Below are 23,178 nucleotides of genomic sequence, written 5' to 3'. Positions count from 1 at the left end.
CCTCAATCCTCCCAGCCGCGGCCGAGGACCACGCCGACCAGGTGGATGAGTAGCCCGATCCCCCAGGCGGCGCTCATGACGAGCGTCGCCCCGAACCACGGGGTCGCCAGCAGGTCGCGGGAGACGGTCTCGAAGCCTTCGGGTCCGGAGCCGAGGATGAAGGCGCGCAGTGCCGCATGCGCGTTGAACGAGGTCGTCACGGTGACGAAGGCCAGCGCATGAGCGACGGCCACTCCGAAACGGACTCGGGTCAGTGCCCGGTAGTTGGCCAGCAGCCAGACGACGATCCCGAGCGCGACGACAGCGGTGAGGATGATCGCGAGCAGGGTGATGCGACCGCCCGTCAGGGCGATCACCGCTTGGACGATTCCCATCGCGACCACGAGCGTGAGCGCGTATGGCAGCAGAAGCGTGCGCGCGTTGACGGTATTCGGGGGTGAGACGGTGGTATCCATATAGGTACTGTACCGCTGGAACAGTACCTAGGGAATATCTGTTTCGTTATCCCCGCATCGGAGTGGCGATTCGTCGTTGAGGCGCGCTCCTCAGAGCAGAAAGCCCGAGAGTTTCTGAACCCTGACCCCATCGACGGTCACGAGCACGTCGACGTTGCCGAGGCTGCCCTGATCGATGTGAGCGGTGAGCATCTTTCCGCCGGGAAGCTCGCCGCTCAACGCAAACTCGCCCGTCTTCTTCTGCGAGTCCACGACCTCGTCATCGATAACGAGGCTCCACTCGGGGTTCGTGGCCTTCGTGACGCCGCGGATCTCCACCCAGGTTCCGCCGACATCGAAGCCGTACTGCTTGCTGGTAAGGCTCATGGTCCCTGTCTCCTTTCCTGTGGTTCGTACATTTTGCCGAGTTCCTGTGCAGGTTTCCTGACCGGATGATTCGCACCGCGTGCCCGAGGTCGTCGGCCATAATGGACCGATGCGATTCCGATGGATCAGTGCCGCTGCCCTCGCTGGGCTCCTCGCTCTGAGCGGATGCTCCGGATCCGCCTCGAACGACTCCGAACAGCCGCGAACTGAGGACACGCAGTCCCAGAGTCGACAAGCCGCGGAGGACACCGCCGGGGCAGCACCGACCGGGGACCCCGAATCCGATGACGATTCCGCTGAGCCGAAGCTGGTTCTCGATACCGGTGAGAAGACCGTCATCATCGAACCCACCGACGTCTACTGCTCCGGGGAGGTGGGCAAGCTCCAGCACATCATCGGGAAGACGAACAACGGACTGCCGCTGGTCGAGGCCGAGGGCGACCGCTTCGTCATGGTCAAGATCGAGCAGGGGCGCCCATACAAGGCGAACGATCCCGACGGCGTGGCCGTCGGCGACGACAGCGTGACGTTCGACAGAACCAGGCTGGGCTCGGCCACCCTCGAGGGAACCATGACCTGCACCGCCTGGGAGGACTAAGCAGCGAGATTGGAACCCGACATCAGAGCGGAGTCGTGAAGTTCCCTGGATTGATTGATCGTCGAGAAGTACAGTGCTTCGCGGGTGCATCGAGTCATAAAGTACATGTTTGAGGAGTCCCGATGAATGAAGATGTGACGGCGAATCTGGTGCGCGCCCTGATCGAGCACATGCGCAAAGCGCCTGAGGATTGGGAATCGATGTCAATGATCCTCGGATTCGACTCCGAGGGCGTCAACAGGGTGACCGGGTTCGTCTACGACGACGTCGGCGCGTACACGTCCGTAACCGCGTCACCGTACGACATCGGACCGGTCGTGAAAACGTACACCGACAGTCGATATCAGCCCGAAGAGCCGCTACCCGTCAGCATGCTGCTGCAGTTCGACAAGACGAGCGGGGAGTGCCAGGTGACCTTCGAGGATAACGATGCGGGCCGCTGGCGACTGACTCCAGACACTTGGGATTCTCTTCCCGAAGGCCTGCGCCCGGATTTCGACTGACTTCAGAGCTGCCCGCCGATCTCGTCGTCTACGCGACGGGCTACGGATCGATGAACGGCTGGGCCGCCGACCTCATCAGCCAGGAGGTGGCGGATCGAGTCGGTAATTGCTGGTGGACTCGGCTCGGACACCACGAAGGATCCCGACCCTGGGAGGGCGAGCAGCCCAACATGTGGAAGCTCACCCAGCAGGAGCACCTGCTGGGCGCAGGCATGAACAAAGCCCCTGACCCGACATGAGATGTCTGATCAGGGGCTTTGTTCTCGTGGTGGATCTGAGGGGACTCGAACCCCTGACCCCCTGCATGCCATGCAGGTGCGCTACCAGCTGCGCCACAGACCCTTGGAGTCGGAGAAGTGCTCCCCCGACAACTCTTCTACCTTACACCGACACTGGGTGCGGTGCGCAAATCGCCCAATCCCGGGCGCGTCGCGCACCTCGAGTCACTCGCCACCCTCGGCGTCGGCCGCATCGACCCGCGCCGTCTCGTCGGCAGCCTCGAGCATCGGACCGACCTCGATTACCGGGCAGTCCTGCCAGAGACGCTCGAGCTGATAGAAGTCGCGCTCCTCCTGATGGAAGACGTGCGCGATGAGGTCTCCGAAATCGAGCAGCACCCATCGTCCGCTCTCGCGGCCCTCGCGCCGCACAGTGCGCACGCCGGCTGCGTTCAGCGCATCCTCGATGGCATCCGAGATCGCCTGCACGTTGCGCTCGACGCTACCGGTCACGATCAGGAACACGTCGGCGAGGCCGAACTGCTCCGTCACCTCGAGCGCGACGGGAGCGGTCGCACCCTTCTCGTCGGCGGCGCGAACCGCGATGCGCAGATCCGACAGCACGTCGCGGGTCTGGTTCACTTCAGTCTTCAGTGTGTTTCCTTCGTTCGGCGAGCTCACGCCCGCAATCGAGAAATCGATCGGGAATCGCTCGGGGCCTAGCCGAACATCCCGTTGCTCGCGCCCCAGACTCCGAGAGCGACGACTGCGACGAGCAGCCCTCCACCCGTGAGCGAGAGCACGAGCGGCAGCTTGCTGCGCTCCCGCGCGGGCTTCGCGACCACCGGCACACCCGACGCGGCTCGCGCGCTCACGGCGTGGCGCGCCGACACCGGGGCCGGCCCCTCCGAGGTCATGCCGGGATCACCCGTCTCCTCGCCCGTGATGGGGTCCATCTCGATCGAGTCGTGCAACGCCGAGTGCCCGCCCGTCTCGCCGAGCGACTTCGGCAGCTTCAGCGAGCCCGTGACGTACAGTTCGCCCGTGGTGCCGATCGGCCCTGCGAGCCCGCCGGTGTCCTCCGGCATGGCGGGCAGGATCAGCGCCGAGGTGCCGGCCGTCGTCGACGTGCTCTCCTGCGCGACCGCGCGAGAGATGAGGTCGTCGAAATCGCCGCCCTGGCCGCCCTGATCCGGCACCTTCCGGGACGAGGGATCGTCGAACACCGAGCGCCACTCCTCCGGAGGGGCGATATCGGGGAACGAGTAGGTCGTCTTCTGCGAGGGGTTCTCCTCGGCGGGCGCTGCAGCGGCCTCACCCGCGGCGGGGTCCGCGATCTCCGCGATCGCGGCCGCCTCTTCGTCGGCGACCGGCTCGGGATCGGCGACGGGCTCCTGCGCGGCAGGTTCACCCGCTGCCTCCGCGGTCTCGACCTTCGGCTGAACGGTTTCGGCCGGTTCCGGCTCCACCTCCGCAGCCGGAACCTCCGGCTCGGCGTTCATCGGCTCCTCGGGAGCGGCGGCCTTCTCCGCCCCGGCACTCTCCGCAGCGGCGGTTTCCGTGGACTTCCGCTGCCACGGGAACCGCCGCTTGGGCTTCTCCGCGGCCGGCGCGGGCTCCTCCGCGGGCGCAGGCTCCTCCGCGGCAGGCTCGGCCTCCGAGGGCTCCTCAGCGGAGGCGGTCTCGGGCTCGCCGGACGGCGTCTCCGCCTCGCGAAGCTCAGCGACGGTGAAGGGCTCGGTCGGCGGCGCGATCAGCGTATCGAAATCCGGCGCATCGGCCGCCTCATCGGCCGCCGTCTCTTCGACGGAGGCATCGGCAGCGGCCTTCGCGTCAGCAGCGGGTTCCTCAGCAGCCTGCTCCTCACTCGCCGCCTCGCTCTGCACGGGCTCGGCCTGCGTCGGGCGCACCGCGGGAATCGGAGCGGGGACGGGCTCGGCCTCGACGGTCGGCTCTTCGGTGGATACAGGCTCCTCAGCGGGCGCCAGATCCTCGGCGGGTGCGGCCTCCTCAGCAGGCTCCGACTGGCCCTCGGCGGTCGCGGTCGCGGAGGCGTCCGGCCGATCCGTAGCGGGTGATGCCTCCGCCTCGGGTGCGGCGGGCTCCTTCGCCTCGCCGCCCTTCGACTCGGAGCCAGCAGTAACGTCGGTATCCTCAGCAGCCCGGGCACCCTCCGCGCGCGCTTCGCGCAGCGCGGCACGCTCAGCGAGCGCGCGCTCCCGCAGCTCGCGCATCTCTCGACGGCTTCGCGGAGTGCCGTCCTCGTGGAACGGCGAGATCTCGATCTCAGCTTCGGGGGCCTCGGCTTCGGGGGTCGCCGACTTCGGCGCCGCCTCGATGTTCCCGATCTCCGAGAGATCCAGCGCGCCGGTTTCGGCCATCTCCCGCAGCCGCCGCTCGCGGCGGGTCAGCGGTCGCTGTTCGTCGTCCTGCTCACTCATTCTCTGTCGCTTCCTCGGTGTATAAACCGTGCTTCGCGATGTATTGCACTACACCGTCCGGCACGAGGTACCACACCGGATATCCCCTTGCCACCCGTGCGCGGCAGTCCGTAGATGAAATAGCCAACGCGGGGACTTCCAATAAGCTTACGTGCTCCCCCGACAAACCTGAAAGCGACAGCTCGTGCCCGGGGCGCGAGACCGCGATGAAATGGGCCAGATCCCACAGCTGATCGATGTCTTTCCAACCGATGATCTGCTCGACCGCGTCTGCGCCGGAGATGAAGAAGAGATCGTCATCGGGGTACTGGGCGCGAAGATCGCGGAGCGTGTCGACGGTGTACGTAGGGCCGGCGCGATCCACGTCGACGCGACTCACGGTGAACCGAGGATTCGAGGCGGTCGCGATGACCGTCATCAGATATCGATGCTCGCTGGGCGAGACGTTCTGCTTCTGCCACGGTCTCCCCGTCGGCACGAAGATGACCTCATCGAGGCTGAAGCTCTGCGCAACCTCACTCGCCGCGACCAGGTGGCCGTGATGAATCGGATCGAAGGTGCCGCCCATCACTCCGATGCGGCGTCGTGCTGTCACCGAGGTCGGGTCCTAGTGATGCTGAGCTGCGCCGTGCTCGCGCGCGTAGGCCTCGGCCTTCTCGGCGTGACGGTTCGCGACGTCGCGGAACGAGAAGGTCACCAGAGCCAGGGCGGTGAACACTGCGAAGGCGATGACACCGTAGAGGATTCCCGGCATCGGCAGCTCATTGACGACGTGATGCCCCTCTTCGGCGGCGACGGCGATCGTGGCGAGAAGTGACATTGAGACCCCTGCATTCATAGCGGATAACTGAAGTTGACACCCAGTGTATCGGGTTTGATCAGCGAATCTGACCGGCGCCCCGCACGAGCCACTTCGTGCTCGTGAGCTCGGGCAGCCCCATGGGGCCTCGTGCGTGCAGCTTCTGGGTCGAGATGCCGACCTCGGCACCGAAGCCGAACTCGCCCCCGTCGGTGAATCGGGTCGAGGCGTTCACCATCACCACGGCCGAATCGACCTCGGCGAGGAAGCGCTCGGCGTTCGCGTAGTCCTGCGTGACGATCGCTTCCGTGTGTCGTGTCGAGTACCGTTCGATGTGCGCGAGCGCCTCGTCGAGCGAATCGACCACCTTCACGCCCATCTCGAGCGCGTGGTGCTCCGTCGCCCAGGTCTCTTCGTCGGCGGCGAGCACGCCCGCGACTGCGGAACGCGCGGCCTCATCGCCGCTCAGCTCGACACCCGCGCCGATGAGCTCACCCGCGAGCCTCGGCAGTAGGCGCTCGGCCGCATCGCGATGCACGAGCAGCGTTTCGGCGGCGTTGCACACACTGGGACGGTGCGTCTTCGCGTTCTTGACGACCGACACGGCCATCTCCTCGTCGGCGCTCGCATCGACGTACACGTGCACGATCCCCGACCCCGTCTCGATGACGGGCACGGTCGATTCGTTGACCACGGTCGAGATCAGGCCGGCGCTGCCGCGCGGGATCAGCACGTCGATGTATCCGCGGGCCCGCATCAGGCGCGAGGCGCCCTCGCGACCGAACTCGTCGATGGTCTGCACCGCGTCGCCGTCGAGGCCGGCGCGGCTGATGGCGCGCTGGATCAGCGAGACGAGCACGCGGTTCGAGTGCTCGGCGGCGCTTCCGCCGCGCAGCACCGCACCGTTGCCGCTCTTGAGGGCGAGGGCCGCGATATCGACCGTGACGTTCGGCCGGGCCTCGTAGATGGCGCCGACGACGCCGAAGGGCACGCGCACCTGGCTGATCGCGATGCCGTTCGCGAGGGTGCTCCCCCGTACCACCTGGCCGACGGGATCGGGCAGCGCGATCACCTCGCGCACGGCGGCGGCGAGGCCGCGCAGACGCTCCTCGTCGAGACGAAGGCGATCCAGCAGTCCCTCTCCGATGCCGTTCTCGACACCGCGCTCCAGGTCCTTCGCGTTCGCGGCGACGACCTCGTCGACGCCGTTCTCGAGCTCGACGGCGATGGCCTCGAGCGCCGCGTTCTTCTGGGTGGTGGTGACGGTCGCGAGTCGCTTCGAGGCGGCGCGGGCGAGCTCGAGCTTGTGCAGAAGGGGATCAGCCTGGGACATGCCCCTAGCCTACCGATTCACCGAGGTCCTTCGCCCCGAAATGAGTGCCGTACCGTTCGCCGTCGAGCACCGCCGAGAGCAGCTTCGTCTCGGTGAGCAGCACCGCCGTGCCCGCGTCCGCGGCGAGGCGCGCGGCCTGCACCTTCGTGGCGGCGCCGCCGGTGCCCCAGCCCGACTGCGATTCGCCGATCTCGATCCCATCGAGCGGATCGCCGTAGGGCACGTACTCGATGCGCTCGGCGCCCGCCATCATCGGCGGCGCCGTGTACAGGGCATCCACGTCGGAGAGCAGTACGAGCCGATCGGCGCCCACGAGCCGCGCCACGAGAGCCGCGAGCCGATCGTTGTCGCCGAAGCGGATCTCGTGGGTCGCCACGGTGTCGTTCTCGTTGATGATAGGGAGGATCCCGAGCTGCAGCAACCGCTCGATCGAGCGCCGGGCGTTGCCCCGGTGCGTGGGATTCTCCATGTCGTGCGCAGTGAGCAGCACCTGGCCCGCGATGATCTCGTGCGCCGTCAGCGCCCGCTGATAGCGGTTCACGAGGATGTTCTGACCGACCGCCGCCGCCGCCTGCTGGGTCGCGAGATCCTCGGGCCGCTCCTCGAGGCGCAGGAAGGGCACACCGGTCGCGATCGCGCCGCTGGAGACGAGGATCACCTGCGCCCCGGCCTTGTAGAGCCTGGCGAGGCACGAGACCAGATGCGGGATCTGCGTCGCGTTGTCGCCGCTGACGGACGAGGATCCCACCTTCACCACGACGCGGCGCGCGCTGAGCAGCCCCTCGCCGGTCGTGAGCACCTCGGAGGTCACGACTCGCTCTCCCACATCCCCGCCTCGCGCTCGCGCTGTAGCTCGGCGCGCGCTTCGGCCTTCGCGTCCATGAGGCCGTGGTACTCGACCCGGCGCTGCTTGTTGGTGCGACGCTCGTTCTGATCGACGCGCAGGTCGGTGCCGCGCGACCCCATCTGCACCTCGGCTGCGCTCGTGACGGTCGGCTCCCAGTCGAAGACCACGCCGGATCCCGGTCCGATCACCACGGTCGAACCCGCGGTCGCGCCCGCCTTCACCAGCGCATCCTCGATGCCGAGCTTCTGCAGTCGATCGGCCAGGTAGCCGACGGCCTCGTCGTTCGTGAAGTCGGTCTGCTCGACCCAGCGCTCGGGCTTGACGCCGAGGATGCGGTAGATGGTGCCGTAACTGCCGCCCTCGGTGACCACGCGGAAACCGCCGTCGTCGACCGCCTTCGGCTGCAGCACGATGCGGGGGTGCTGCTCGGCCTCGGCGAGCTCGCGATCCCGCGCAGCCTCGACCAGCTCGGCGAGCGCGAAGCTCAACTCGCGCAGGCCCTCGTGCGACACGGTGGAGATCTCGAACACGCGATAGCCCTGAGCCTCGAGCTCGGGTCGCACGAAGTCGGCCAGCTCCCTGGCCTCGGGCACGTCGATCTTGTTGAGCGCGACGAGCTGGGGCCGCTCCAGCAGCGGAACCTGCCCCTCGGGCACGGAGTACGCGGCGAGCTCCGCCCGGATCACCTCGAGATCGGAGAGCGGATCGCGGCCGGGCTCGAGCGTGGCGCAGTCGAGCACGTGCAGCAGTGCGCTGCAGCGCTCGACGTGGCGGAGGAAGTCGAGCCCGAGCCCTCTGCCCTCGCTCGCGCCCTCGATCAGGCCGGGCACGTCGGCCACCGTGAAGCGATGGTCGGCGACCTGCACGACGCCCAGATTCGGGTGCAGCGTGGTGAAGGGGTAGTCGGCGATCTTCGGCCGCGCCGCGCTCATCGCGGCGATGAGGCTCGACTTGCCGGCGGAGGGGTAGCCGACGAGCGCCACGTCGGCGATGGTCTTCAGCTCGAGGGTCACGGTGCAGCTCTTGCCCTCGGTGCCGAGCAGCGCGAAGCCGGGCGCCTTGCGCTTGGCGCTCGCGAGCTGGTTGTTGCCGAGGCCCCCGATACCGCCCTTGGCGGCGACAAAGCGGGTGCCGGGCTCGGTGAGGTCGACGAGGGTCTCCCCCGCCTCGTCCTTCACCACCGTGCCGACGGGCACCGGCAGCACCAGCTCCGCGCCGTGCGTGCCCTCGCGGTACCCGCCTGCGCCGTAGCCGCCGTTCTCAGCGGTGCGGTGCGGGCGGCGATGGTACTCGAGCAGGGTGGTCACCTGGGGGTCGGCGACGATCACGATGTCGCCGCCGTGCCCGCCGGCGCCGCCGTCAGGCCCCGCGAGCGGCTTGAACTTCTCCCGTCGAACCGACACGCAGCCGTTGCCGCCGCGCCCGGCCTGGAGGTGCACCTGCACCCGATCGACGAACGTCACCATACTCGAATTCCCTCGCTAGATACGGCAAAAGGCGAGCCGAAGCCCGCCTCGCCGTTGTGTGCCTGAAACTTAGGCAGCAGCCACAATGTTGACGACCTTGCGGCCGCCCTTCACACCGAACTCGACCGCGCCGGCCGCCAGTGCGAACAGGGTGTCGTCGCCGCCGCGACCGACGTTCGCACCGGGGTGGAACTTGGTGCCGCGCTGGCGGACGATGATCTCGCCCGCGCCGACCTGCTGGCCGCCGAAGCGCTTCACACCGAGGTACTGGGGGTTCGAATCGCGACCGTTGCGGGTCGAGCTTGCGCCCTTCTTATGTGCCATGAGTCTCTACTCCTTCAGTGATACGCGGTTACTTGATGCCGGTGACCTTGAGGCGGGTCAGGTCCTGACGGTGACCCTGGCGGCTCTTGTAACCGGTCTTGTTCTTGTAACGCTGGATGACGATCTTCGGGCCGCGAAGGTCGTTGAGCACCTCTGCGGTCACCTTCACCTTGGCGAGAGCCGAGGCATCGGTCGTCACCTTGTCGCCATCAACGAGGAGCACTGCGGGAAGCTCGAGCTTGCCCTCGGCGTCGCCCGCCACACGATTCACAGTGATGATCGAGCCAACCTCGACCTTCTCCTGACGGCCGCTTGCGCGCACTACTGCGTAAACCACTTGTCACCCTTTTCTTGAGGATTTTCTTCCGTGTCGAAGCGCAGCCGCGCCGCCTTCGAAGTCTGAGGTGTCGTCACCCATCGGGTGACACCAACGCTCAATAATATCTTGAACTACCCCGCGCGGTCAAATAGGCCGCGCAGCGTGTCACTCCTGCCCCGCACCCTTCCGGCGCGCGGTGGCGTCGAGCGCCTCCGCGAGCACCCGCTGGGCAGATTTCACCGCGTCGTCGTCCTTCGACGCGACGGGCTTCTCGATCCCTCCGCGCAGCGGAGCCGTCGAGACACGACGATTCCGAGCACGGCCGGTGCCGGCGCTCGGTGCCTCGGGCAGGGCGTCGAGCACGGAATCGAGCAGCGTGCCGCCGGCGGCCGAGGCCCCGGAATCCGCCGGCTCCCTCCCGGCCTGCTCGCGGGCCCCCCGCGACGACACCCGGCCCGTGAGATCCGAGGACTCCCGCGGGGCCCGGCGCTCACGTCCGTCTCTCGCGGATCGCTGCGGAGCGGCAGACTCGACGGCCTCGCCCTCACCGCCGTTCTCGGCGCGATCCGCGGCCTTCGAACCCTGAATCGTGGACGCGGCCACCTGGGCGAGCATGTTCTTCGCACCGTCGGTGATCGCGTGCGTCTGATTCTTGGCGTCGTGCTGGTTCGAGTGGGACTGCGCGCCCTTGCTCCGCTTGGAGTTGCGGGGAGCCCCCTCGCTGCGGTGCTTCGCGACGGGTTCGTGGTGCACGATCACGCCGCGCCCGGCGCAGACCTCGCAGGGCTCGCTGAACGATTCGAGCAGGCCGAGACCCAGCTTCTTGCGGGTCATCTGCACGAGGCCGAGCGAGGTGACCTCCGCGACCTGGTGCTTCGTACGGTCTCGACTCAGGCACTCCACGAGGCGCCGCAGCACCAGATCGCGGTTCGACTCGAGCACCATGTCGATGAAGTCGACCACGATGATCCCGCCGATGTCGCGCAGCCGCAGCTGACGCACGATCTCCTCGGCGGCCTCGAGGTTGTTCTTCGTGACGGTCTCCTCGAGATTGCCGCCCGACCCCACGAACTTGCCGGTGTTCACGTCGACGACGGTCATCGCCTCGGTGCGGTCGATCACGAGCGAACCGCCCGAGGGCAGCCACACCTTGCGGTCGAGCGCCTTCGCGATCTGCTCGGTGACGCGGAACTCGTCGAAGATGTCGCGCTCGCCCTCGTAGCGCTCGACGCGCTGCAGCAGGTCGGGGGCGACCTGCGAGAGGTAGTTCTCGATGGTCGCGTAGGTGTCGTCACCAGCGATGCGCAGACGGTGGAAATCCTCGTTGAAGACATCGCGCACGATCTTGATGAGCATGTCGGGCTCGGAATGCAGCAGCACCGGCCCGCCGCCCTTCTCGACGCGGCTGCGGATCGACTCCCACTGCCGGGTCAGCCGCTGGACGTCGTGGGTCAGCTGATCCTCGCTCGCCCCCTCCGCGGCCGTGCGCACGATCACGCCGGCGCCGCTCGGCAGCACCTCCTTGAGGATCTTCTTGAGACGCGCGCGCTCGGTGTCGGGGAGTTTGCGGGAGATCCCGTTCATCGCGCCGCCCGGCACGTAGACCAGGAAGCGCCCGGGAAGCGAGATCTGACTCGTGAGTCGCGCGCCCTTGTGCCCGACCGGATCCTTCGTGACCTGCACCAGCACCTGATCGCCGGGCTTCAACGCGTTCTCGATGCGGCGAGCGGTGTTGCCGCCCTCGAACTCCGACCAGTCCACCTCGCCCGAGTAGAGCACCGCGTTGCGGCCGCGCCCGATGTCGACGAACGCCGCCTCCATGCTGGGCAGCACGTTCTGCACTCGACCGAGGTAGACGTTGCCGATGAGCGAGGACTCGCTCGAGCGTGCAACGTAGTGCTCGACCAGCACCTTGTCCTCCAGCACGCCGATCTGCACGCGATCCGCGGTGGTGCGCACGATCATCTCGCGATCCACGGACTCCCGACGGGCGAGGAACTCGGACTCCGTGATGACCATGCGCCTGCGGCCGGCATCGCGTCCGTCGCGCCGCCGCTGCTTCTTCGCCTCGAGGCGGGTGGATCCCTTGACCTTCTGCGGCTCGGTGACGACCGGGGCCTGGCGCTCGCGGCGACGACTCGACTCGTCGTCCGAGCCGTTCTCCCGCTCGCCCGACCGGCGGCGCGTGCGCCGAGACCCGCCGTCGCGCTCCGGCTCGTCGTCGCGCTGGAACTGCTGATCGAGCAGGTCGTCGAGCTGGCTCAGCTCGCCCTGGTGCCGCTCCCCCTGTCGCTGGAGGGGCTCGTTCCGCCGCCACTCGATGCGGCGCGGGCGGGGCTGCACCGGAGGCACGTCGGGTGCGAGGAAGATGAGGCGCGTGGTGGCGCGGAAGCGCTCCTCGGGCGTCATGTCAGCGAGCGGGAGCAGCAGGTTCGGAGCCTCAGAGGCGCTCTTGCCGTCGGCCGTCTCGGGCTCGTCCGCCTTCGCCTCCGGTTCGGTCGGCACCTGTTCGGTCGACGCCTGCTCGGTCGACGCCTGCTCGGTCGGCGCCTGTTCGTCGAGGCCGGCGTTCTCCTCGTCTACTGCGTCTTCGTGGTGTTCTTCTGTTGTGTTCTTCACCATTGCTGGTGTCTCCTCTACCCGGGGAGAAACTCGTTCTCGCCGGAAACCCTATTGGTGCGGTGTGATCCGCAAATCCTGTTCTCCGCGAATGCCGCGCACTCGCGCTCGGTCGGTCTTCGACCGGTGACGGCCTCTCAGCCACCAAAAGACTGTTCGTGCGATACGCCTTCTCGGCGTTTCGCAACGCTCTCCATTATGTCACGGAGTCGACTGAGGACGTGTCTCTCGGATCGTCGCCCTCTGCACGCGTCCTCGCAGGTACCGCGAGATAGGATCGCCCCATGAGTTCCGAGTCCCGCGTCGCGTCGCGTCCGGTCGCCTTCGCAGTCTTCTCCATCATCGCCGGCGCTATCGGCTGGTTCGCCTCGTTCGAGTTGCTCACCGAGTACATGAAGACCCTCGCAAACCCCGACTACGTGCCGAACTGCGCGGTGAGCGTGCTCGTCACCTGCGGCCCCAACATGGGTTCGTGGCAGGGATCGCTGCTCGGGTTCAGCAACACGATCATCGGCGTATCGGCGTTCATGGCGCCGATCATCGTCGGGGCGGCCCTGCTCGCGGGCGCGCGCTTCTCCCCGTGGTTCTGGCGGGTCTACCAGCTGGGGCTGCTCGCGGGCTTCGCGTTCGTCGTCTGGCTGTTCTCGCAGAGCGTGTTCGTGCTCGGCACCCTCTGCCCCTGGTGCATGGTGGTCTGGACCGTGATGATCCCGCTGTGGTGGGTCACTGCGTTCCGACCCTACGCCGCGGGCGACGTGCCGCTGAGCCGGAAGAGCAGGGATCTCTTCCAGCGCCTCTACTCCTGGACCTGGGTGATCGTGCTGCTCTGCTATGTGCTGATCGCGTTCATCGCGCAGCTGCAGCTCGACTGGCTCGCGGAGTTCGCCCGCGCCTGACCGCTCGGACCGCGGAGGGCGATCCTCCCCCTCTGCCCCGCTGAGGAGCGCTGAGGCGCAGAACCGCGCTCCCGACCCGGCGCTTCGACTCTCAGCCCGCGCCGTGCAGATCGGCCCAGAGCCGATCCACCTGGGCGATCGTCTCGTCCTCGCTGCCCGACGTGTCGATGATCCGATCCGCGATCGCTCGCCGCTCCTCGTCGCTCGCCTGGTTGGCGATGCGTGCGCGGGCATCCCCCTCGCTCATGCCCCGCAACTCCATCAGGCGCGCGACCCGCTGCTCGACCGGCGCATCCGCCACCACCACGAGGTCCACACCCTCGCGAGCGGCAGCCCCGCCTTCCACGAGCAGGGGCACCTCGTAGACGACAGCGGCCTCCGGGTCCGCCGCCTCGGCCTCGGCGACTCGAGCCGTGAAGATACGGCGCACCTCGGGGTGAACGATGGCGTTCAGCTCTGCAAGGGCATCGGCATCCCCGAACACGATCCGTCCCAGTGCGGCGCGATCCAGCCCTCCCTCGGGATCCAGAATCCCAGACCCGAAGCGTTCGACCACCCTCGCCAGGCCCTTTGATCCGAGTGCCACCGCGTCTCGGGCCAGCTGATCCGCGTCGATCCGCACCGCCCCCAGAGCTGCGAGGCGCCGCCCGATCGTCGATTTGCCCGATGCGATACCACCCGTCAACGCGATGAGCTTCATGCTCCTCACACTACCGGCAGGAAGACGTTGCGTGCGGTTATGCTGGCCCCATGCTCGAACTCATCACCGGGATCACGCTCGCGGCCTCGGCCGGTCTGAACGCCTATATCCCGCTGCTGGGCCTCGGGCTGCTGTCGAGATTCACGGGGCTCGTGCAGCTCCCCGATGCGTGGGCGTGGCTCGAGAACGGCTGGAGTCTCGGCATCATCGGCGTGCTGCTCGCCGTCGAGGTGCTCGTCGACAAGTTCCCGGTGCTCGATACCGTCAACGACGTGCTTCAGACCGTGGTGCGCCCGGCCTCAGGCGGGATGGTCTTCGCGGCGGGGTCGTCGAGCGAGACCGTCGCGATCTCCGATCCCGCCGGGTTCGTGGCGTCGGCGCAGTTCTGGCCCTTCGTGCTCGGCATCGCCATCGCTCTCGTGCCGCACCTGCTGAAAGCCGTCGCGCGACCCGTGATCAACGCGCTCACCGGTGGGGCCGGCGCCGCGGCGACGAGTTTCCTCGAGGATCTCGGCGCACTCGTGCTCACGCTTCTCGCCGTGGTCGTGCCCGTTCTCGCGATCGTGCTGCTCATCGCCATCATCGTGCTGCTCGTCCGACGCCTCAGGCGCGCCCGGCTGCGCCGCCGCGAGCAGCGTGCCGGGGCCGCGGGCGTGGCGGCTCCCCCGGCCTGATCCGAATCCCGGGCCGCTTCGGCGAGAGGCCGGCTCTCCGGCAGCCTGTTCCGAGCCGTTTTCGACCCCTCGTGAGATGCTGCCGCCCGCACCCCGAAACGCCGAAGGCCCGGCCCCCGAAACGGGGACCGGGCCTTCGTGCATTCACCGCAAGCGGCTCCGCGAGTGTCAGTTGCCCTCGAGCTGAGCCTTCAGCGCGGCGAGCGCGGCGTCGTCGGCCAGCGCACCGGTCGAGGACGAATCGCTCGAGAAGCTCGAGGAGGCGTTGTCCGCGGCCGGAGCGGGAGCGACCTCGTTGAGCGAAGCGGCGACCTGCTTCTTGTGAGCTTCCCAGCGCTCCTGGGCAGCAGCGTACTCCTGCTCCCACTTCTCGCGCTGAGCCTCGAAGCCTTCCTTCCACTCCTGGGTCTCGGGATCGAAGCCCTCGGGGTACTTGTACTCGCCGTTCTCGTCGTACTCCGTGGTCATGCCGTACAGAGCCGGATCGAACTCGGTGCCCTCGGGATCCACGCCCTCGTTGGCCTGCTTGAGGCTGAGCGAGATGCGGCGACGATCGAGATCGATGTCGATGATCTTGACGAAGACCTCCTGGCCGGCCGACACGACCTGCTCGGCGAGCTCGACGTGCTGGCCCGACAGCTCGGAGATGTGCACGAGGCCCTCGATGCCGTCCGCGACACGCACGAATGCGCCGAAGGGCACGAGCTTGGTGACGACGCCCGGAGCGATCTGGCCGATCGCGTGGGTGCGGGCGAAGACCTGCCACGGGTCCTCCTGGGTCGCCTTGAGCGACAGCGAGACGCGCTCGCGATCGAGCTCGACGGAGAGCACCTCGACGGTGACCTCCTGGCCGACCTCGACCACGTCGGAGGCGTGCTCGATGTGCTTCCACGAGAGCTCGGAGACGTGCACGAGGCCGTCGACGCCGCCCAGGTCGACGAACGCGCCGAAGTTGACGATCGACGAGATGACGCCCTTGCGCACCTGGCCGGGCTTGAGCTCGGCGAGGAACGACGAACGGGTGGCCGACTGCGTCTCCTCGAGGAGGGCGCGACGCGAGAGCACCACGTTGTTGCGGTTCTTGTCGAGCTCGAGGATCTTGGCCTCGATCTCCTGACCCAGGTACGGGGTCAGGTCGCGCACGCGGCGCAGCTCGATGAGCGAGGCGGGGAGGAAGCCGCGGAGCCCGATGTCGACGATCAGGCCGCCCTTGACGACCTCGATGACGGTGCCGGTGACGACGCCCTCGGTCTCCTTGATCTTCTCCACATCGCCCCAGGCGCGCTCGTACTGAGCACGCTTCTTGGACAGGATGAGGCGACCTTCCTTGTCCTCCTTCTGGAGCACGAGCGCCTCGACGGGATCGCCGACCTGAACGACCTCATCGGGGTTCACGTCGTGCTTGATGGACAGCTCGCGCGAGGGGATGACGCCCTCGGTCTTGAACCCGACGTCGAGGAGCACCTCGTCGCGGTCGATCTTCACGACGGTGCCCTCGATGAGGTCGCCGTCGTTGAAGGACTTGATGGTCAGTTCGACCGCTGCAAGGAAGTCATCGGCGGATCCGATGTCGTTGATCGCGACCTGCTTGCTTTCGGTCGTTGCGTTCGTCATGTAAATGGTCTCCAGAATGGACAGGGATTCAGGCGGGCACGCGCTGAAAGATCAGCCGGATCCGACGGACCCGCGAGGCACACCCACGTGTGGACATGGTTGAGTCGCCACAGAAAAGTGACACTCGATCTTATCGCGAGGACACGCCCGGGATCAAGTGCACGGCGCCCCCGGTCTCGTCAGGCAGCGCTCTGCCCCAGTCATGCAGGACCCTTGCCCGCTCCAAGCAGCGTCCCGGCCCACTCCAAGCAACACCCTGCCCGCTCCACGCTGGGCCCCGGCCCTTCCAAGCGCCACCCGGCCTCCCCAAGCAGCACCCGGACCCATTCCAAGTAGGAGATCCGCATCCACGCGGGCCAATCCGCCGGCGATCTCCCGCTCAGGGAAGGATCTCCTCCTCAGATGCCGCGCACGGCCGACCATGTGCCGCGCACGGCCAACCGTACTTCGCTCACAATCCGCCGATCGACGATTCCGCCTCGAGTTATCCCCATTTTGTCGCGGATCGCGCATCGCGGGTCGGGATCGGCCTCACCATCGAATCATGCACCTGACTCAACTGCTGCGGGACCCCGGAGGGATCCTGCACGTCCGCCGGCTCCGAGCAGCGGGATTCACGTCGCACCGGATCGCCACCGCGCTCTCGTCGGGCGCGGTGATCAGACCGCAACGCGGTTGGATCGCCCTGCCCGGGAGCGATCCCGAGCTCCTGCAGGCGGCCTCCGAGGGCACGATCCTGAGCTGCGTCTCCGTCACCCGTCGTCTCGGCCTGTGGCTCCTCGAGCAGCCCGAGCCGCACTTCGCAGCGCGTTCGCCGCACGCCCACCCGCAGACCACCGCCAAGGTGCACTGGCGAGCTCCGGTTCGACGCCGCGAGCCCCAGACTCTGCTCGACCCGCTCGAGAACGCGCTGAACTACATCGCGTACTGCCAACCTCCGGAGGAGGCCATCGCCATCTGGGAGTCCGCGCTCAACAAGCGGCTCGTCACCCTTACCGCGCTGCGGCGCTATCCGTATGTCGGGAGAGCGAAGGAGATCCTGCAGTCCGTCACTCCGTTCTCGGATTCAGGGCTCGAAAGCTACGTCGGTACACGTCTCCGGGCGCTCGGGCTGCGCTTCGTCGTTCAGGCGTACCTGCATGAGCATCGACGCGATTTCCTGATCGAGGGGTGGCTGATCCTGGAGATCGACGGGGCGACGCACACCGGAAGGCAGCGCGATCTCGACAACGCGCAGGACTGGGAGCTGTCGATCAACGGACTCGGTCGCATCCGCGCCGGATACCGTCAGGTGCTCGAGTGCTGGCCCGAGGTCCAGGATGCGATCATGCGGCTCCTCTCCCAGGGCCGCCCCGTCGTTCAAGGAGGAGATCGTCTTCCAAACGGGCCTCAACACGGAAAGAACCCGCGTGAAAAATGATCTCCTCCCTGAACACGGCCGTAGCGCGCAGAAGCCCCGGTGCCCGGCAGCACCAGTGCATGGCAGCCCGGTGCGCGGCAGCACGCGCCGGCGCCGCAACCGCACTGCTAGTGCGCGGCGGCGTTCCAGTTCGCTCCGCGGCCTACCTGCACCTCGAGGGGCACCGACAGCTCCGCCGCGCCCGCCATCTCCTCGCGCACGATGGCCTCCAGGGCGTCCCACTCCCCCTCGGCGACCTCGAACATGAGCTCGTCGTGGATCTGCAGCAGCATGCGCGACTGCATGCCCGCCATGCGCCCCTCGACCTTGATCATGGCGCGCTTGATGATGTCGGCCGCAGAGCCCTGGATGGGCGCGTTCAGCGCGGCCCGCTCCGCGTTCTCGCGCAGGATGCGGTTGGGGCTCGCCAGATCCGGGAAGGGCCGGCGGCGGCCGAAGATCGTCTCGGTGAAGGTGTCGCGCTTCGCCTGGTCCACCACGGAACGCAGGTAGTCACGCACGCCGCCGAACCGCTCGAAGTAGTCGGACATGAGCTGCTTCGCCTCTGCCGCCGAGATGCCGAGCTGCTTCGAGAGACCGAACGCCGAAAGCCCGTATGCGAGGCCGTACGACATGGCCTTCACCTTCGACCGCATCTCGCTCGTGACCTCCTCCGGGGGCACGCCGAAGATCCGCGAACCGACGAATCGGTGCAGATCCTCCCCCTCGTTGAAGGCCTGGATGAGCCCCTCGTCGCCCGAGAGGTGCGCCATGATCCGCATCTCGATCTGGGAGTAGTCGGCGGTCATCAGCGTCTCGTACTGCGCGGCGTGGATGAATCCCTCGCGGATCCGCCGCCCCTCCTCGGAGCGCACCGGGATGTTCTGCAGGTTGGGGTCGGTCGACGCGAGTCGGCCCGTGCTCGAGCCGATCTGCACGAACGTGGTGCGGATCCGCCCGTCGTCCTCCACCGCCTTGATGAGCGTCTCGACCATCTGCCGCAGCTTGTTCGCGTCGCGGTGCGCGAGAAGCGCGTCGAGGAAGGGGTGAGGGTTCTTCGCCTGCAGGTCGACGAGCGCGGCCGCGTCGGTGGTGTACCCGCTCTTGGTCTTGCGCGTCTTCGGCATGTCGAGCTGCTCGAACAGCACCTCCTGCAGCTGCTTCGGCGACGACAGGTTGACTTCCCGCCCGATCGCGTCGAACGCCCGCTGCTGCAGATCGCTCACCCGCTCCTTCAGCTCGGCATCGTGGGCTTCGAGCAGCGGCAGGTCGATCTGCACGCCGCGCTGCTCGAGAGCCGCGAGGACCGGAACGAGCGGCAGCTCGATCTCGCGGTAGATCTCGATGGTGCGCGACTCGAAGCGCCCGACGGCCGCCTCGTGCGCTCGCACGATGTACCAGGCCAGTGCCGCCGCATCCGCGACGCTCCCCTCGTCGGGCACGAGCTGGTTGGGGTCCCCCTCGGGCACCTGCTCGCCGAGGAAGCGGAACACCGCCTCCTCGATCGACTTGTCGGGGGTCTGGGGGCGCAGCAGCCAGGAGGCCAGCAGGAGGTCGCCGTCGATACCGCCGATCGTCGCACCCGCGCGCGCGGCGACCGCGATCTGCTGCTTCGCGTCGAAGAGCACCTTGGGCGCGTCGGAGGCGAGCCACTGCTCGAAGAGCGCGTAGTCGCGCCCGCCTGGCAACCAGTGGAACAGCACCGACGACTCGGGCGTCGCGACGCCGACCTCGAGCCCCGCGACGCTCTCGCTGATCCGCACCGCGGGCCGATCCGCCTTCGCGAGCCAGTCGGCCAGCTCCTCGTCGATGAGGTTCTTCGCCTCGGGCTGCTCGGGCACGAGCGACACCGTCGTCGCTCCCCCCGTCGGCACCTCGGCACCCGCGAGCTTGCCCACGCGCTGCAGCAGCGTGCGGAACTCGAGCTTCGAGAACACCTGCTGCACGGCGGCCATGTCGATCTCGCCCCGCTTCAGCTCGTCGAGCGTGACCTCGAGCTCGACGTCGCGCACCAGCCGGTTGAGCCGGCGGTTGCGCTCGGCGAGATGCGCGTTCTCGCGCAGGCTCTCTCCCACCTTGCCGCCGATCTCGTCCTGTCGTCGGAGGATCTCCTCGAGCGAGCCGAACTGGTTGATCCATTTGACGGCCGTCTTCTCGCCGACGCGGGGAACACCGGGGAGATTGTCGCTCGTCTCGCCCACGAGCGCCGCGATCTCGGGATACTGCTCGGGACGCACCCCGTAGCGCTCGAGCACCTTCTCGGTGTCGTAGCGCGTGAGCTCGCTCACCCCCTGCTTCGACGGGTAGAGCAGCGTGATGCGGTCGTCGACGAGCTGGATCGTATCGCGGTCACCGCTGACGACGAGCACCCGGTACCCCGCCTCCGCGCCGCGCGTGGCGAGGGTCGCGAGGATGTCGTCGGCCTCGTAGTTCTCCTTCTCGAGGGTGCGGATGCCCATCGCGTGCAGCGCCTCCTGCAGCAGCGGCACCTGCCCCTTGAACTCCGGCGGCGTCTCGCCGCGGGTGCCCTTGTACTCGGGGTACTCCTCCGTGCGGAACGAGTGGCGCGAGATATCGAAGGCGATCGCCAGCGCGTCGGGGTTCTCGTTGCCCAGCAGGTTGATGAGCATCGAGATGAAACCGTGAATGGCGTTGGTGTGCTGCCCCGTCTGGGTCTGGAAACTGTCGACGGGGAGGGCGTAGAACGCCCTGAAGGCCAGCGAGTGGCCGTCGATGATCATGAGGGTAGGCTGAGGCGTATTCGACACGCGTCCAGCCTACAAGCCGCCACCGACAAGGAACCAGCCGCACCATGACCGATTCCACCGGAGCCGCAGCTCAGCATGCGCCCGCCCCCGGCCTCGACTACATCCGCGAGCGCGGCCTCGGCGCCCTCGCCGACCGGATGGGCATCGAGGTCATCGAGTTCGAGCGTGAGCGCGCCGTGGCGACCATGCCCGTCGAGGGCAACACGCAGCCCATCATGCTGCTGCACGGAGGCGCATACGTGGTGCTCGGCGAGACCCTCGGCTCGATGCACGCGAACTTCCTCGCGCCCGAGGGGTACGTCGCCGTGGGCGTCGACATCAATGCGACCCACACCGGCTCGGCCGTCTCCGGCCTCGTCACCGGCATCTGCACCCCGATCAAGCTCGGCCGCACGCTCACAGTGCACGAGATCGTGGTGAACGACGAGCACGGGCGGCGCTGCTCGACGGTGCGCATCACCAACTTCTACAAGCCGTTCGGCTGAGCGGTCGGGGCTCCCGGTCGAGCCTCACCCCGCACATGCGAACGCCCCGACCGTGAGGCCGGGGCGTTCGCATGAGAGCTGACTCGGAACGGACTCAGTCCTTCTTCGGTCCGAGCTGATCGATGATCGTCTTCGCGACGTCCTGCATCGTGAGGCGACGATCCATCGAGGCCTTCTGGATCCAGCGGAACGCCTCGGGCTCGCTCAGCCCCATCTTGTCGTTGAGGATCCCCTTCGCGCGGTCGACCAGCTTGCGCGTCTCGAAGCGCTCGGCGAGATCGGCGACCTCGCTCTCGAGCGCGACGATCTGCTGGAAGCGCGAGAGCGCGATCTCGATCGCGGGGATCAGATCGGCGGGCGTGAACGGCTTCACCACGTAGGCCAGGGCACCGGCCTCGGTCGCGCGCTCCACGAGCTCGCGCTGGCTGAAGGCGGTGAGCAGCACCACGGGCGCGATGTGGTCCTTGTTGATCTGCTCCGCCGCCGAGATGCCGTCGAGCTTGGGCATCTTGACGTCCATGACCACCAGGTCGGGGCGCAGCTCCTCGACGAGGCGAACCGCCTCCTCGCCGTCACCGGCCTCGCCGACGACGTCGTAGCCGTTGTCGCGAAGCGTCTCGACGATGTCGAGGCGGATCAGGGACTCGTCTTCCGCCACCACGACGCGTCGTGCGGGTGCGGTGCTCTGTTCAGTCATGCTGAGTAGTTTACTCCTGCGTTCTAGGGAGATAGCGGGGTACTTGCCTGGAGCACCCCTGAGGGATCAGGGGTGTCGGTGCCGGATAAGGGACTCGAACCCTTACACCTTTCGGCAGCGCATTTTGAGTGCGCCGTGTCTGCCAATTCCACCAATCCGGCCTAGGCCAGCAGCCTAGTCTACCGGATCACTCCGGCGCTCCGCCGCGCGCGTGCTTGCGCGGGCCCGCCTCGGGCAGCTGACCGGTGGCCTCGCCGATCCGATGGATGCGGAGCGTGTTCGTGGTGCCGACCACCCCGGGAGGCGATCCCGCGATGATGACGACCTTGTCGCCGATCTGCGCGCGCGAGTGCTCGAGCAGCACGTGGTCGACCTGCTCGAACATCTCGTCCGTGCTGCCGACGCGCGGCACCTCGTAGCTGCGGGCGCCCCAGGTGAGCTCCATACGGCGCCGGGTTCCGGCCTCCGGCGTGAAACCGATGATCGGGATCGGCCGGCGCAGTCGCGACATGCGGCGCACCGTGTCGCCCGACTCTGTGAACACGCAGATGTACCGGGCGCCCACGAAGTCGGCGACCTCCGAGGCGGCGAGCGTGAGGGCGCCGCCCTGCGTGCGAGGGGCGCTGCCGAGGGGCTCGATGCGGTCGAGCGCGTGATCCTCGGTGGCGGTGATGATGCGTGCCATGGTCTCGACGGCCTGCACGGGGTACGCGCCGACGCTGGTCTCGCCCGAGAGCATCACGGCATCCGCCCCGTCGAGGATCGCGTTCGCGCAGTCCGACGCCTCCGCACGAGTGGGGCGGGGGCTCTCGATCATCGACTCGAGCACCTGGGTCGCCACGATCACCGGCTTCGCATTGCGGCGGGCGAGGGCGATCGCCTCGGTCTGCACGAGCGGTACGCGCTCGAGCGGCAGTTCGACGCCGAGGTCGCCGCGGGCGACCATGATCCCGTCGAACGCGTCGACGATCTCCTCGAGGTGCTCCACGGCCTGCGGCTTCTCGATCTTCGCGATGACCGGGAGGCGGATCCCCTCCTCCTCCATGATCTCGTGCACGCGGGTGATGTCGGCCGCATCGCGCACGAAGGAGAGCGCGATGTAGTCGACGCCGAGCTGCAGAGCCCAGCGCAGGTCCTCCTCGTCCTTGTCGGACAGCGCGGGGACGTTGACCGCGACACCCGGGAGGTTGATGCCCTTGTTGTTCGAGACCGATCCCGGGATCTCGACGGTCGTGTAGACGGTGTCCTCGGTCACGCGCACGGCGCGCAGCGCCACCTTGCCGTCGTCGATGAGCAGCGGATCACCCGGGCTCACGTCGCCGGGCAGCCCCTTGTGGGTGGTGCTGCTGATGGTGCGATCACCGACGATGTCTCGAGTGGTGATCGCGAACTCGTCGCCGACCTCGAGGGGGTACGGGCCGCCCTCGAACTTGCCGAGGCGGATCTTGGGACCCTGCAGGTCGGCGAGCACCGCGATCGGGCGACCGACCTCGGTCTCGGCGCGGCGGATGTTGCGGTAGATGCCCTCGTGCACGTTGTAGGTGCCGTGCGACATGTTGAGTCGAGCGACGTTGACGCCGGCCCGGATCAGTTCGAGCGTGTGGTCATAGCTTGAGACCGCGGGGCCCCAGGTTGCGACGATCTTGGCGTGGCGCAT

General features: G+C 67.6%; 23 protein-coding genes, 2 tRNA genes and 1 pseudogene. 7 read left to right on the top strand and 19 right to left on the bottom strand.

Annotation, left to right across the window (positions count from 1 at the left end; all coding sequences use genetic code 11):
* Positions 1–2: 2 nt before the first annotated feature.
* Positions 3–455: a hypothetical protein gene (locus KVY00_RS00130; protein ID WP_223043768.1), complete on the bottom strand. Its 453-nt coding sequence runs from the start codon at positions 453–455 to the stop codon at positions 3–5.
* A gap of 90 nt (positions 456–545) precedes the next feature.
* Positions 546–821 (bottom strand): hypothetical protein, encoded by a 276-nt coding sequence (locus KVY00_RS00125; protein WP_223043767.1) that lies wholly within the window; start codon positions 819–821, stop codon positions 546–548.
* 109 nt (positions 822–930) lie between these two features.
* Here KVY00_RS00125 and KVY00_RS00120 point away from each other — a divergent pair, with 109 nt between their 5' ends.
* From KVY00_RS00120 to KVY00_RS00110, 3 genes and pseudogenes are all read left to right on the top strand, one after another.
* Positions 931–1,419: a hypothetical protein gene (locus tag KVY00_RS00120; RefSeq protein ID WP_223043766.1), complete on the top strand. Its 489-nt coding sequence runs from the start codon at positions 931–933 to the stop codon at positions 1,417–1,419.
* Between the two features lie 122 nt (positions 1,420–1,541).
* Complete coding sequence (locus KVY00_RS00115) at positions 1,542–1,922, top strand: hypothetical protein (RefSeq protein ID WP_223043765.1); 381 nt, start codon at positions 1,542–1,544, stop codon at positions 1,920–1,922.
* Positions 1,923–1,924: 2 nt separating this feature from the next.
* Positions 1,925–2,140: pseudogene (locus KVY00_RS00110) on the top strand (NAD(P)/FAD-dependent oxidoreductase); the annotation flags it as partial.
* A gap of 48 nt (positions 2,141–2,188) precedes the next feature.
* Here KVY00_RS00110 and KVY00_RS00105 read toward each other — a convergent pair.
* From KVY00_RS00105 to KVY00_RS00055, 11 genes are all read right to left on the bottom strand, one after another.
* Positions 2,189–2,264: transfer RNA gene (locus KVY00_RS00105), tRNA-Ala, on the bottom strand.
* Between the two features lie 101 nt (positions 2,265–2,365).
* Positions 2,366–2,782, bottom strand: a complete 417-nt coding sequence (gene rsfS, locus KVY00_RS00100; RefSeq protein ID WP_255572685.1) for a ribosome silencing factor — start codon at positions 2,780–2,782, stop codon at positions 2,366–2,368.
* Positions 2,783–2,859: 77 nt separating this feature from the next.
* Positions 2,860–4,581 (bottom strand): hypothetical protein, encoded by a 1,722-nt coding sequence (locus tag KVY00_RS00095; protein WP_223043764.1) that lies wholly within the window; start codon positions 4,579–4,581, stop codon positions 2,860–2,862.
* Positions 4,574–5,176 (bottom strand): nicotinate-nucleotide adenylyltransferase, encoded by a 603-nt coding sequence (gene nadD / locus KVY00_RS00090; protein WP_255572684.1) that lies wholly within the window; start codon positions 5,174–5,176, stop codon positions 4,574–4,576. The genes KVY00_RS00095 and nadD overlap by 8 nt, the downstream gene beginning before the upstream one ends.
* 12 nt (positions 5,177–5,188) lie before the next feature.
* The gene (locus KVY00_RS00085; RefSeq protein ID WP_223043762.1) at positions 5,189–5,401 is read right to left on the bottom strand and encodes a hypothetical protein; all 213 of its coding nucleotides are present in this window, start codon (positions 5,399–5,401) and stop codon (positions 5,189–5,191) included.
* 58 nt (positions 5,402–5,459) lie between these two features.
* Entirely contained in the window at positions 5,460–6,713 is a 1,254-nt protein-coding gene (locus tag KVY00_RS00080) for a glutamate-5-semialdehyde dehydrogenase (RefSeq protein ID WP_223043761.1), read from the bottom strand.
* 4 nt (positions 6,714–6,717) lie between these two features.
* On the bottom strand, positions 6,718–7,539 hold the full coding sequence (gene proB / locus KVY00_RS00075) for a glutamate 5-kinase (RefSeq protein WP_255572683.1): 822 nt from the start codon (positions 7,537–7,539) through the stop codon (positions 6,718–6,720).
* Positions 7,521–9,026 carry a GTPase ObgE gene (gene obgE / locus KVY00_RS00070; protein ID WP_223043760.1) on the bottom strand — a complete coding sequence of 502 codons (1,506 nt, stop codon included), beginning with the start codon at positions 9,024–9,026 and terminating at the stop codon, positions 7,521–7,523. Before obgE ends, proB begins: the two co-directional genes overlap by 19 nt.
* A 69-nt stretch (positions 9,027–9,095) precedes the next feature.
* Positions 9,096–9,350: a 50S ribosomal protein L27 gene (gene rpmA, locus KVY00_RS00065; protein ID WP_223043759.1), complete on the bottom strand. Its 255-nt coding sequence runs from the start codon at positions 9,348–9,350 to the stop codon at positions 9,096–9,098.
* Between the two features lie 28 nt (positions 9,351–9,378).
* Positions 9,379–9,687: a 50S ribosomal protein L21 gene (rplU, locus tag KVY00_RS00060; protein WP_223043758.1), complete on the bottom strand. Its 309-nt coding sequence runs from the start codon at positions 9,685–9,687 to the stop codon at positions 9,379–9,381.
* A 147-nt stretch (positions 9,688–9,834) separates the two neighbouring features.
* Positions 9,835–12,291 (bottom strand): Rne/Rng family ribonuclease, encoded by a 2,457-nt coding sequence (locus KVY00_RS00055; RefSeq protein ID WP_223043757.1) that lies wholly within the window; start codon positions 12,289–12,291, stop codon positions 9,835–9,837.
* Between the two features lie 281 nt (positions 12,292–12,572).
* Here KVY00_RS00055 and KVY00_RS00050 point away from each other — a divergent pair, with 281 nt between their 5' ends.
* Positions 12,573–13,184 carry a vitamin K epoxide reductase family protein gene (locus KVY00_RS00050; RefSeq protein WP_223043756.1) on the top strand — a complete coding sequence of 204 codons (612 nt, stop codon included), beginning with the start codon at positions 12,573–12,575 and terminating at the stop codon, positions 13,182–13,184.
* Between the two features lie 91 nt (positions 13,185–13,275).
* On the opposite strand, the gene coaE is transcribed toward KVY00_RS00050, so the two are convergent.
* Positions 13,276–13,884, bottom strand: a complete 609-nt coding sequence (gene coaE / locus KVY00_RS00045) for a dephospho-CoA kinase (protein WP_223043755.1) — start codon at positions 13,882–13,884, stop codon at positions 13,276–13,278.
* Between the two features lie 50 nt (positions 13,885–13,934).
* On the opposite strand from coaE, the gene KVY00_RS00040 reads away from it, so the two are divergent.
* Complete coding sequence (locus tag KVY00_RS00040) at positions 13,935–14,558, top strand: DUF4126 domain-containing protein (protein WP_223043754.1); 624 nt, start codon at positions 13,935–13,937, stop codon at positions 14,556–14,558.
* A gap of 168 nt (positions 14,559–14,726) precedes the next feature.
* On the opposite strand, the gene rpsA is transcribed toward KVY00_RS00040, so the two are convergent.
* Complete coding sequence (gene rpsA, locus KVY00_RS00035; protein ID WP_223043753.1) at positions 14,727–16,172, bottom strand: 30S ribosomal protein S1; 1,446 nt, start codon at positions 16,170–16,172, stop codon at positions 14,727–14,729.
* A gap of 544 nt (positions 16,173–16,716) precedes the next feature.
* Between rpsA and KVY00_RS00030 the strand changes: the two genes are divergently transcribed.
* Positions 16,717–17,592, top strand: coding sequence for a DNA/RNA helicase (locus KVY00_RS00030; RefSeq protein ID WP_223043752.1), 876 nt, complete (start codon positions 16,717–16,719; stop codon positions 17,590–17,592).
* 107 nt (positions 17,593–17,699) lie between these two features.
* Here the strand turns inward: KVY00_RS00030 and polA are convergent, their stop codons facing one another.
* Complete coding sequence (gene polA / locus KVY00_RS00025) at positions 17,700–20,312, bottom strand: DNA polymerase I (RefSeq protein ID WP_223045108.1); 2,613 nt, start codon at positions 20,310–20,312, stop codon at positions 17,700–17,702.
* 71 nt (positions 20,313–20,383) lie between these two features.
* Here polA and KVY00_RS00020 point away from each other — a divergent pair, with 71 nt between their 5' ends.
* Positions 20,384–20,824 carry a hotdog fold thioesterase gene (locus KVY00_RS00020; RefSeq protein WP_223043751.1) on the top strand — a complete coding sequence of 147 codons (441 nt, stop codon included), beginning with the start codon at positions 20,384–20,386 and terminating at the stop codon, positions 20,822–20,824.
* A gap of 94 nt (positions 20,825–20,918) precedes the next feature.
* Here the strand turns inward: KVY00_RS00020 and KVY00_RS00015 are convergent, their stop codons facing one another.
* The 3 genes from KVY00_RS00015 to pyk all read right to left on the bottom strand — a co-directional run bounded on the left by KVY00_RS00015 (position 20,919) and on the right by pyk (position 23,178).
* Positions 20,919–21,521, bottom strand: coding sequence for an ANTAR domain-containing response regulator (locus tag KVY00_RS00015; RefSeq protein ID WP_024355737.1), 603 nt, complete (start codon positions 21,519–21,521; stop codon positions 20,919–20,921).
* Positions 21,522–21,600: 79 nt separating this feature from the next.
* Positions 21,601–21,682: transfer RNA gene (locus KVY00_RS00010), tRNA-Leu, on the bottom strand.
* 26 nt (positions 21,683–21,708) lie between these two features.
* Positions 21,709–23,178 (bottom strand): pyruvate kinase, encoded by a 1,470-nt coding sequence (gene pyk / locus KVY00_RS00005; protein WP_223043750.1) that lies wholly within the window; start codon positions 23,176–23,178, stop codon positions 21,709–21,711.

This window comes from Leucobacter tenebrionis, assembly GCF_019884725.1.
GTDB lineage: Bacteria > Actinomycetota > Actinomycetes > Actinomycetales > Microbacteriaceae > Leucobacter > Leucobacter tenebrionis.
Note: the sequence above shows the minus strand (reverse complement) of the source record. Positions and strands in the feature narration are given on the sequence as shown.

Excerpts from the sequence above, each read along its gene's own strand:
- KVY00_RS00130 (WP_223043768.1), bottom strand. The coding sequence starts at position 455 with ATGGATACCACCGTCTCACCCCCGAATACCGTCAACGCGCGCACGCTT.
- KVY00_RS00125 (WP_223043767.1), bottom strand. The coding sequence starts at position 821 with ATGAGCCTTACCAGCAAGCAGTACGGCTTCGATGTCGGCGGAACCTGG.
- KVY00_RS00120 (WP_223043766.1), top strand. The coding sequence starts at position 931 with ATGCGATTCCGATGGATCAGTGCCGCTGCCCTCGCTGGGCTCCTCGCT.
- KVY00_RS00115 (WP_223043765.1), top strand. The coding sequence starts at position 1,542 with ATGAATGAAGATGTGACGGCGAATCTGGTGCGCGCCCTGATCGAGCAC.
- KVY00_RS00095 (WP_223043764.1), bottom strand. The coding sequence starts at position 4,581 with ATGAGTGAGCAGGACGACGAACAGCGACCGCTGACCCGCCGCGAGCGG.
- KVY00_RS00085 (WP_223043762.1), bottom strand. The coding sequence starts at position 5,401 with ATGTCACTTCTCGCCACGATCGCCGTCGCCGCCGAAGAGGGGCATCAC.
- KVY00_RS00080 (WP_223043761.1), bottom strand. The coding sequence starts at position 6,713 with ATGTCCCAGGCTGATCCCCTTCTGCACAAGCTCGAGCTCGCCCGCGCC.
- obgE (WP_223043760.1), bottom strand. The coding sequence starts at position 9,026 with ATGGTGACGTTCGTCGATCGGGTGCAGGTGCACCTCCAGGCCGGGCGC.
- rpmA (WP_223043759.1), bottom strand. The coding sequence starts at position 9,350 with ATGGCACATAAGAAGGGCGCAAGCTCGACCCGCAACGGTCGCGATTCG.
- KVY00_RS00055 (WP_223043757.1), bottom strand. The coding sequence starts at position 12,291 with ATGGTGAAGAACACAACAGAAGAACACCACGAAGACGCAGTAGACGAG.
- KVY00_RS00050 (WP_223043756.1), top strand. The coding sequence starts at position 12,573 with ATGAGTTCCGAGTCCCGCGTCGCGTCGCGTCCGGTCGCCTTCGCAGTC.
- coaE (WP_223043755.1), bottom strand. The coding sequence starts at position 13,884 with ATGAAGCTCATCGCGTTGACGGGTGGTATCGCATCGGGCAAATCGACG.
- KVY00_RS00040 (WP_223043754.1), top strand. The coding sequence starts at position 13,935 with ATGCTCGAACTCATCACCGGGATCACGCTCGCGGCCTCGGCCGGTCTG.
- rpsA (WP_223043753.1), bottom strand. The coding sequence starts at position 16,172 with ATGACGAACGCAACGACCGAAAGCAAGCAGGTCGCGATCAACGACATC.
- KVY00_RS00030 (WP_223043752.1), top strand. The coding sequence starts at position 16,717 with ATGCACCTGACTCAACTGCTGCGGGACCCCGGAGGGATCCTGCACGTC.
- polA (WP_223045108.1), bottom strand. The coding sequence starts at position 20,312 with ATGATCATCGACGGCCACTCGCTGGCCTTCAGGGCGTTCTACGCCCTC.
- KVY00_RS00020 (WP_223043751.1), top strand. The coding sequence starts at position 20,384 with ATGACCGATTCCACCGGAGCCGCAGCTCAGCATGCGCCCGCCCCCGGC.
- KVY00_RS00015 (WP_024355737.1), bottom strand. The coding sequence starts at position 21,521 with ATGACTGAACAGAGCACCGCACCCGCACGACGCGTCGTGGTGGCGGAA.
- pyk (WP_223043750.1), bottom strand. The coding sequence starts at position 23,178 with ATGCGCCACGCCAAGATCGTCGCAACCTGGGGCCCCGCGGTCTCAAGC.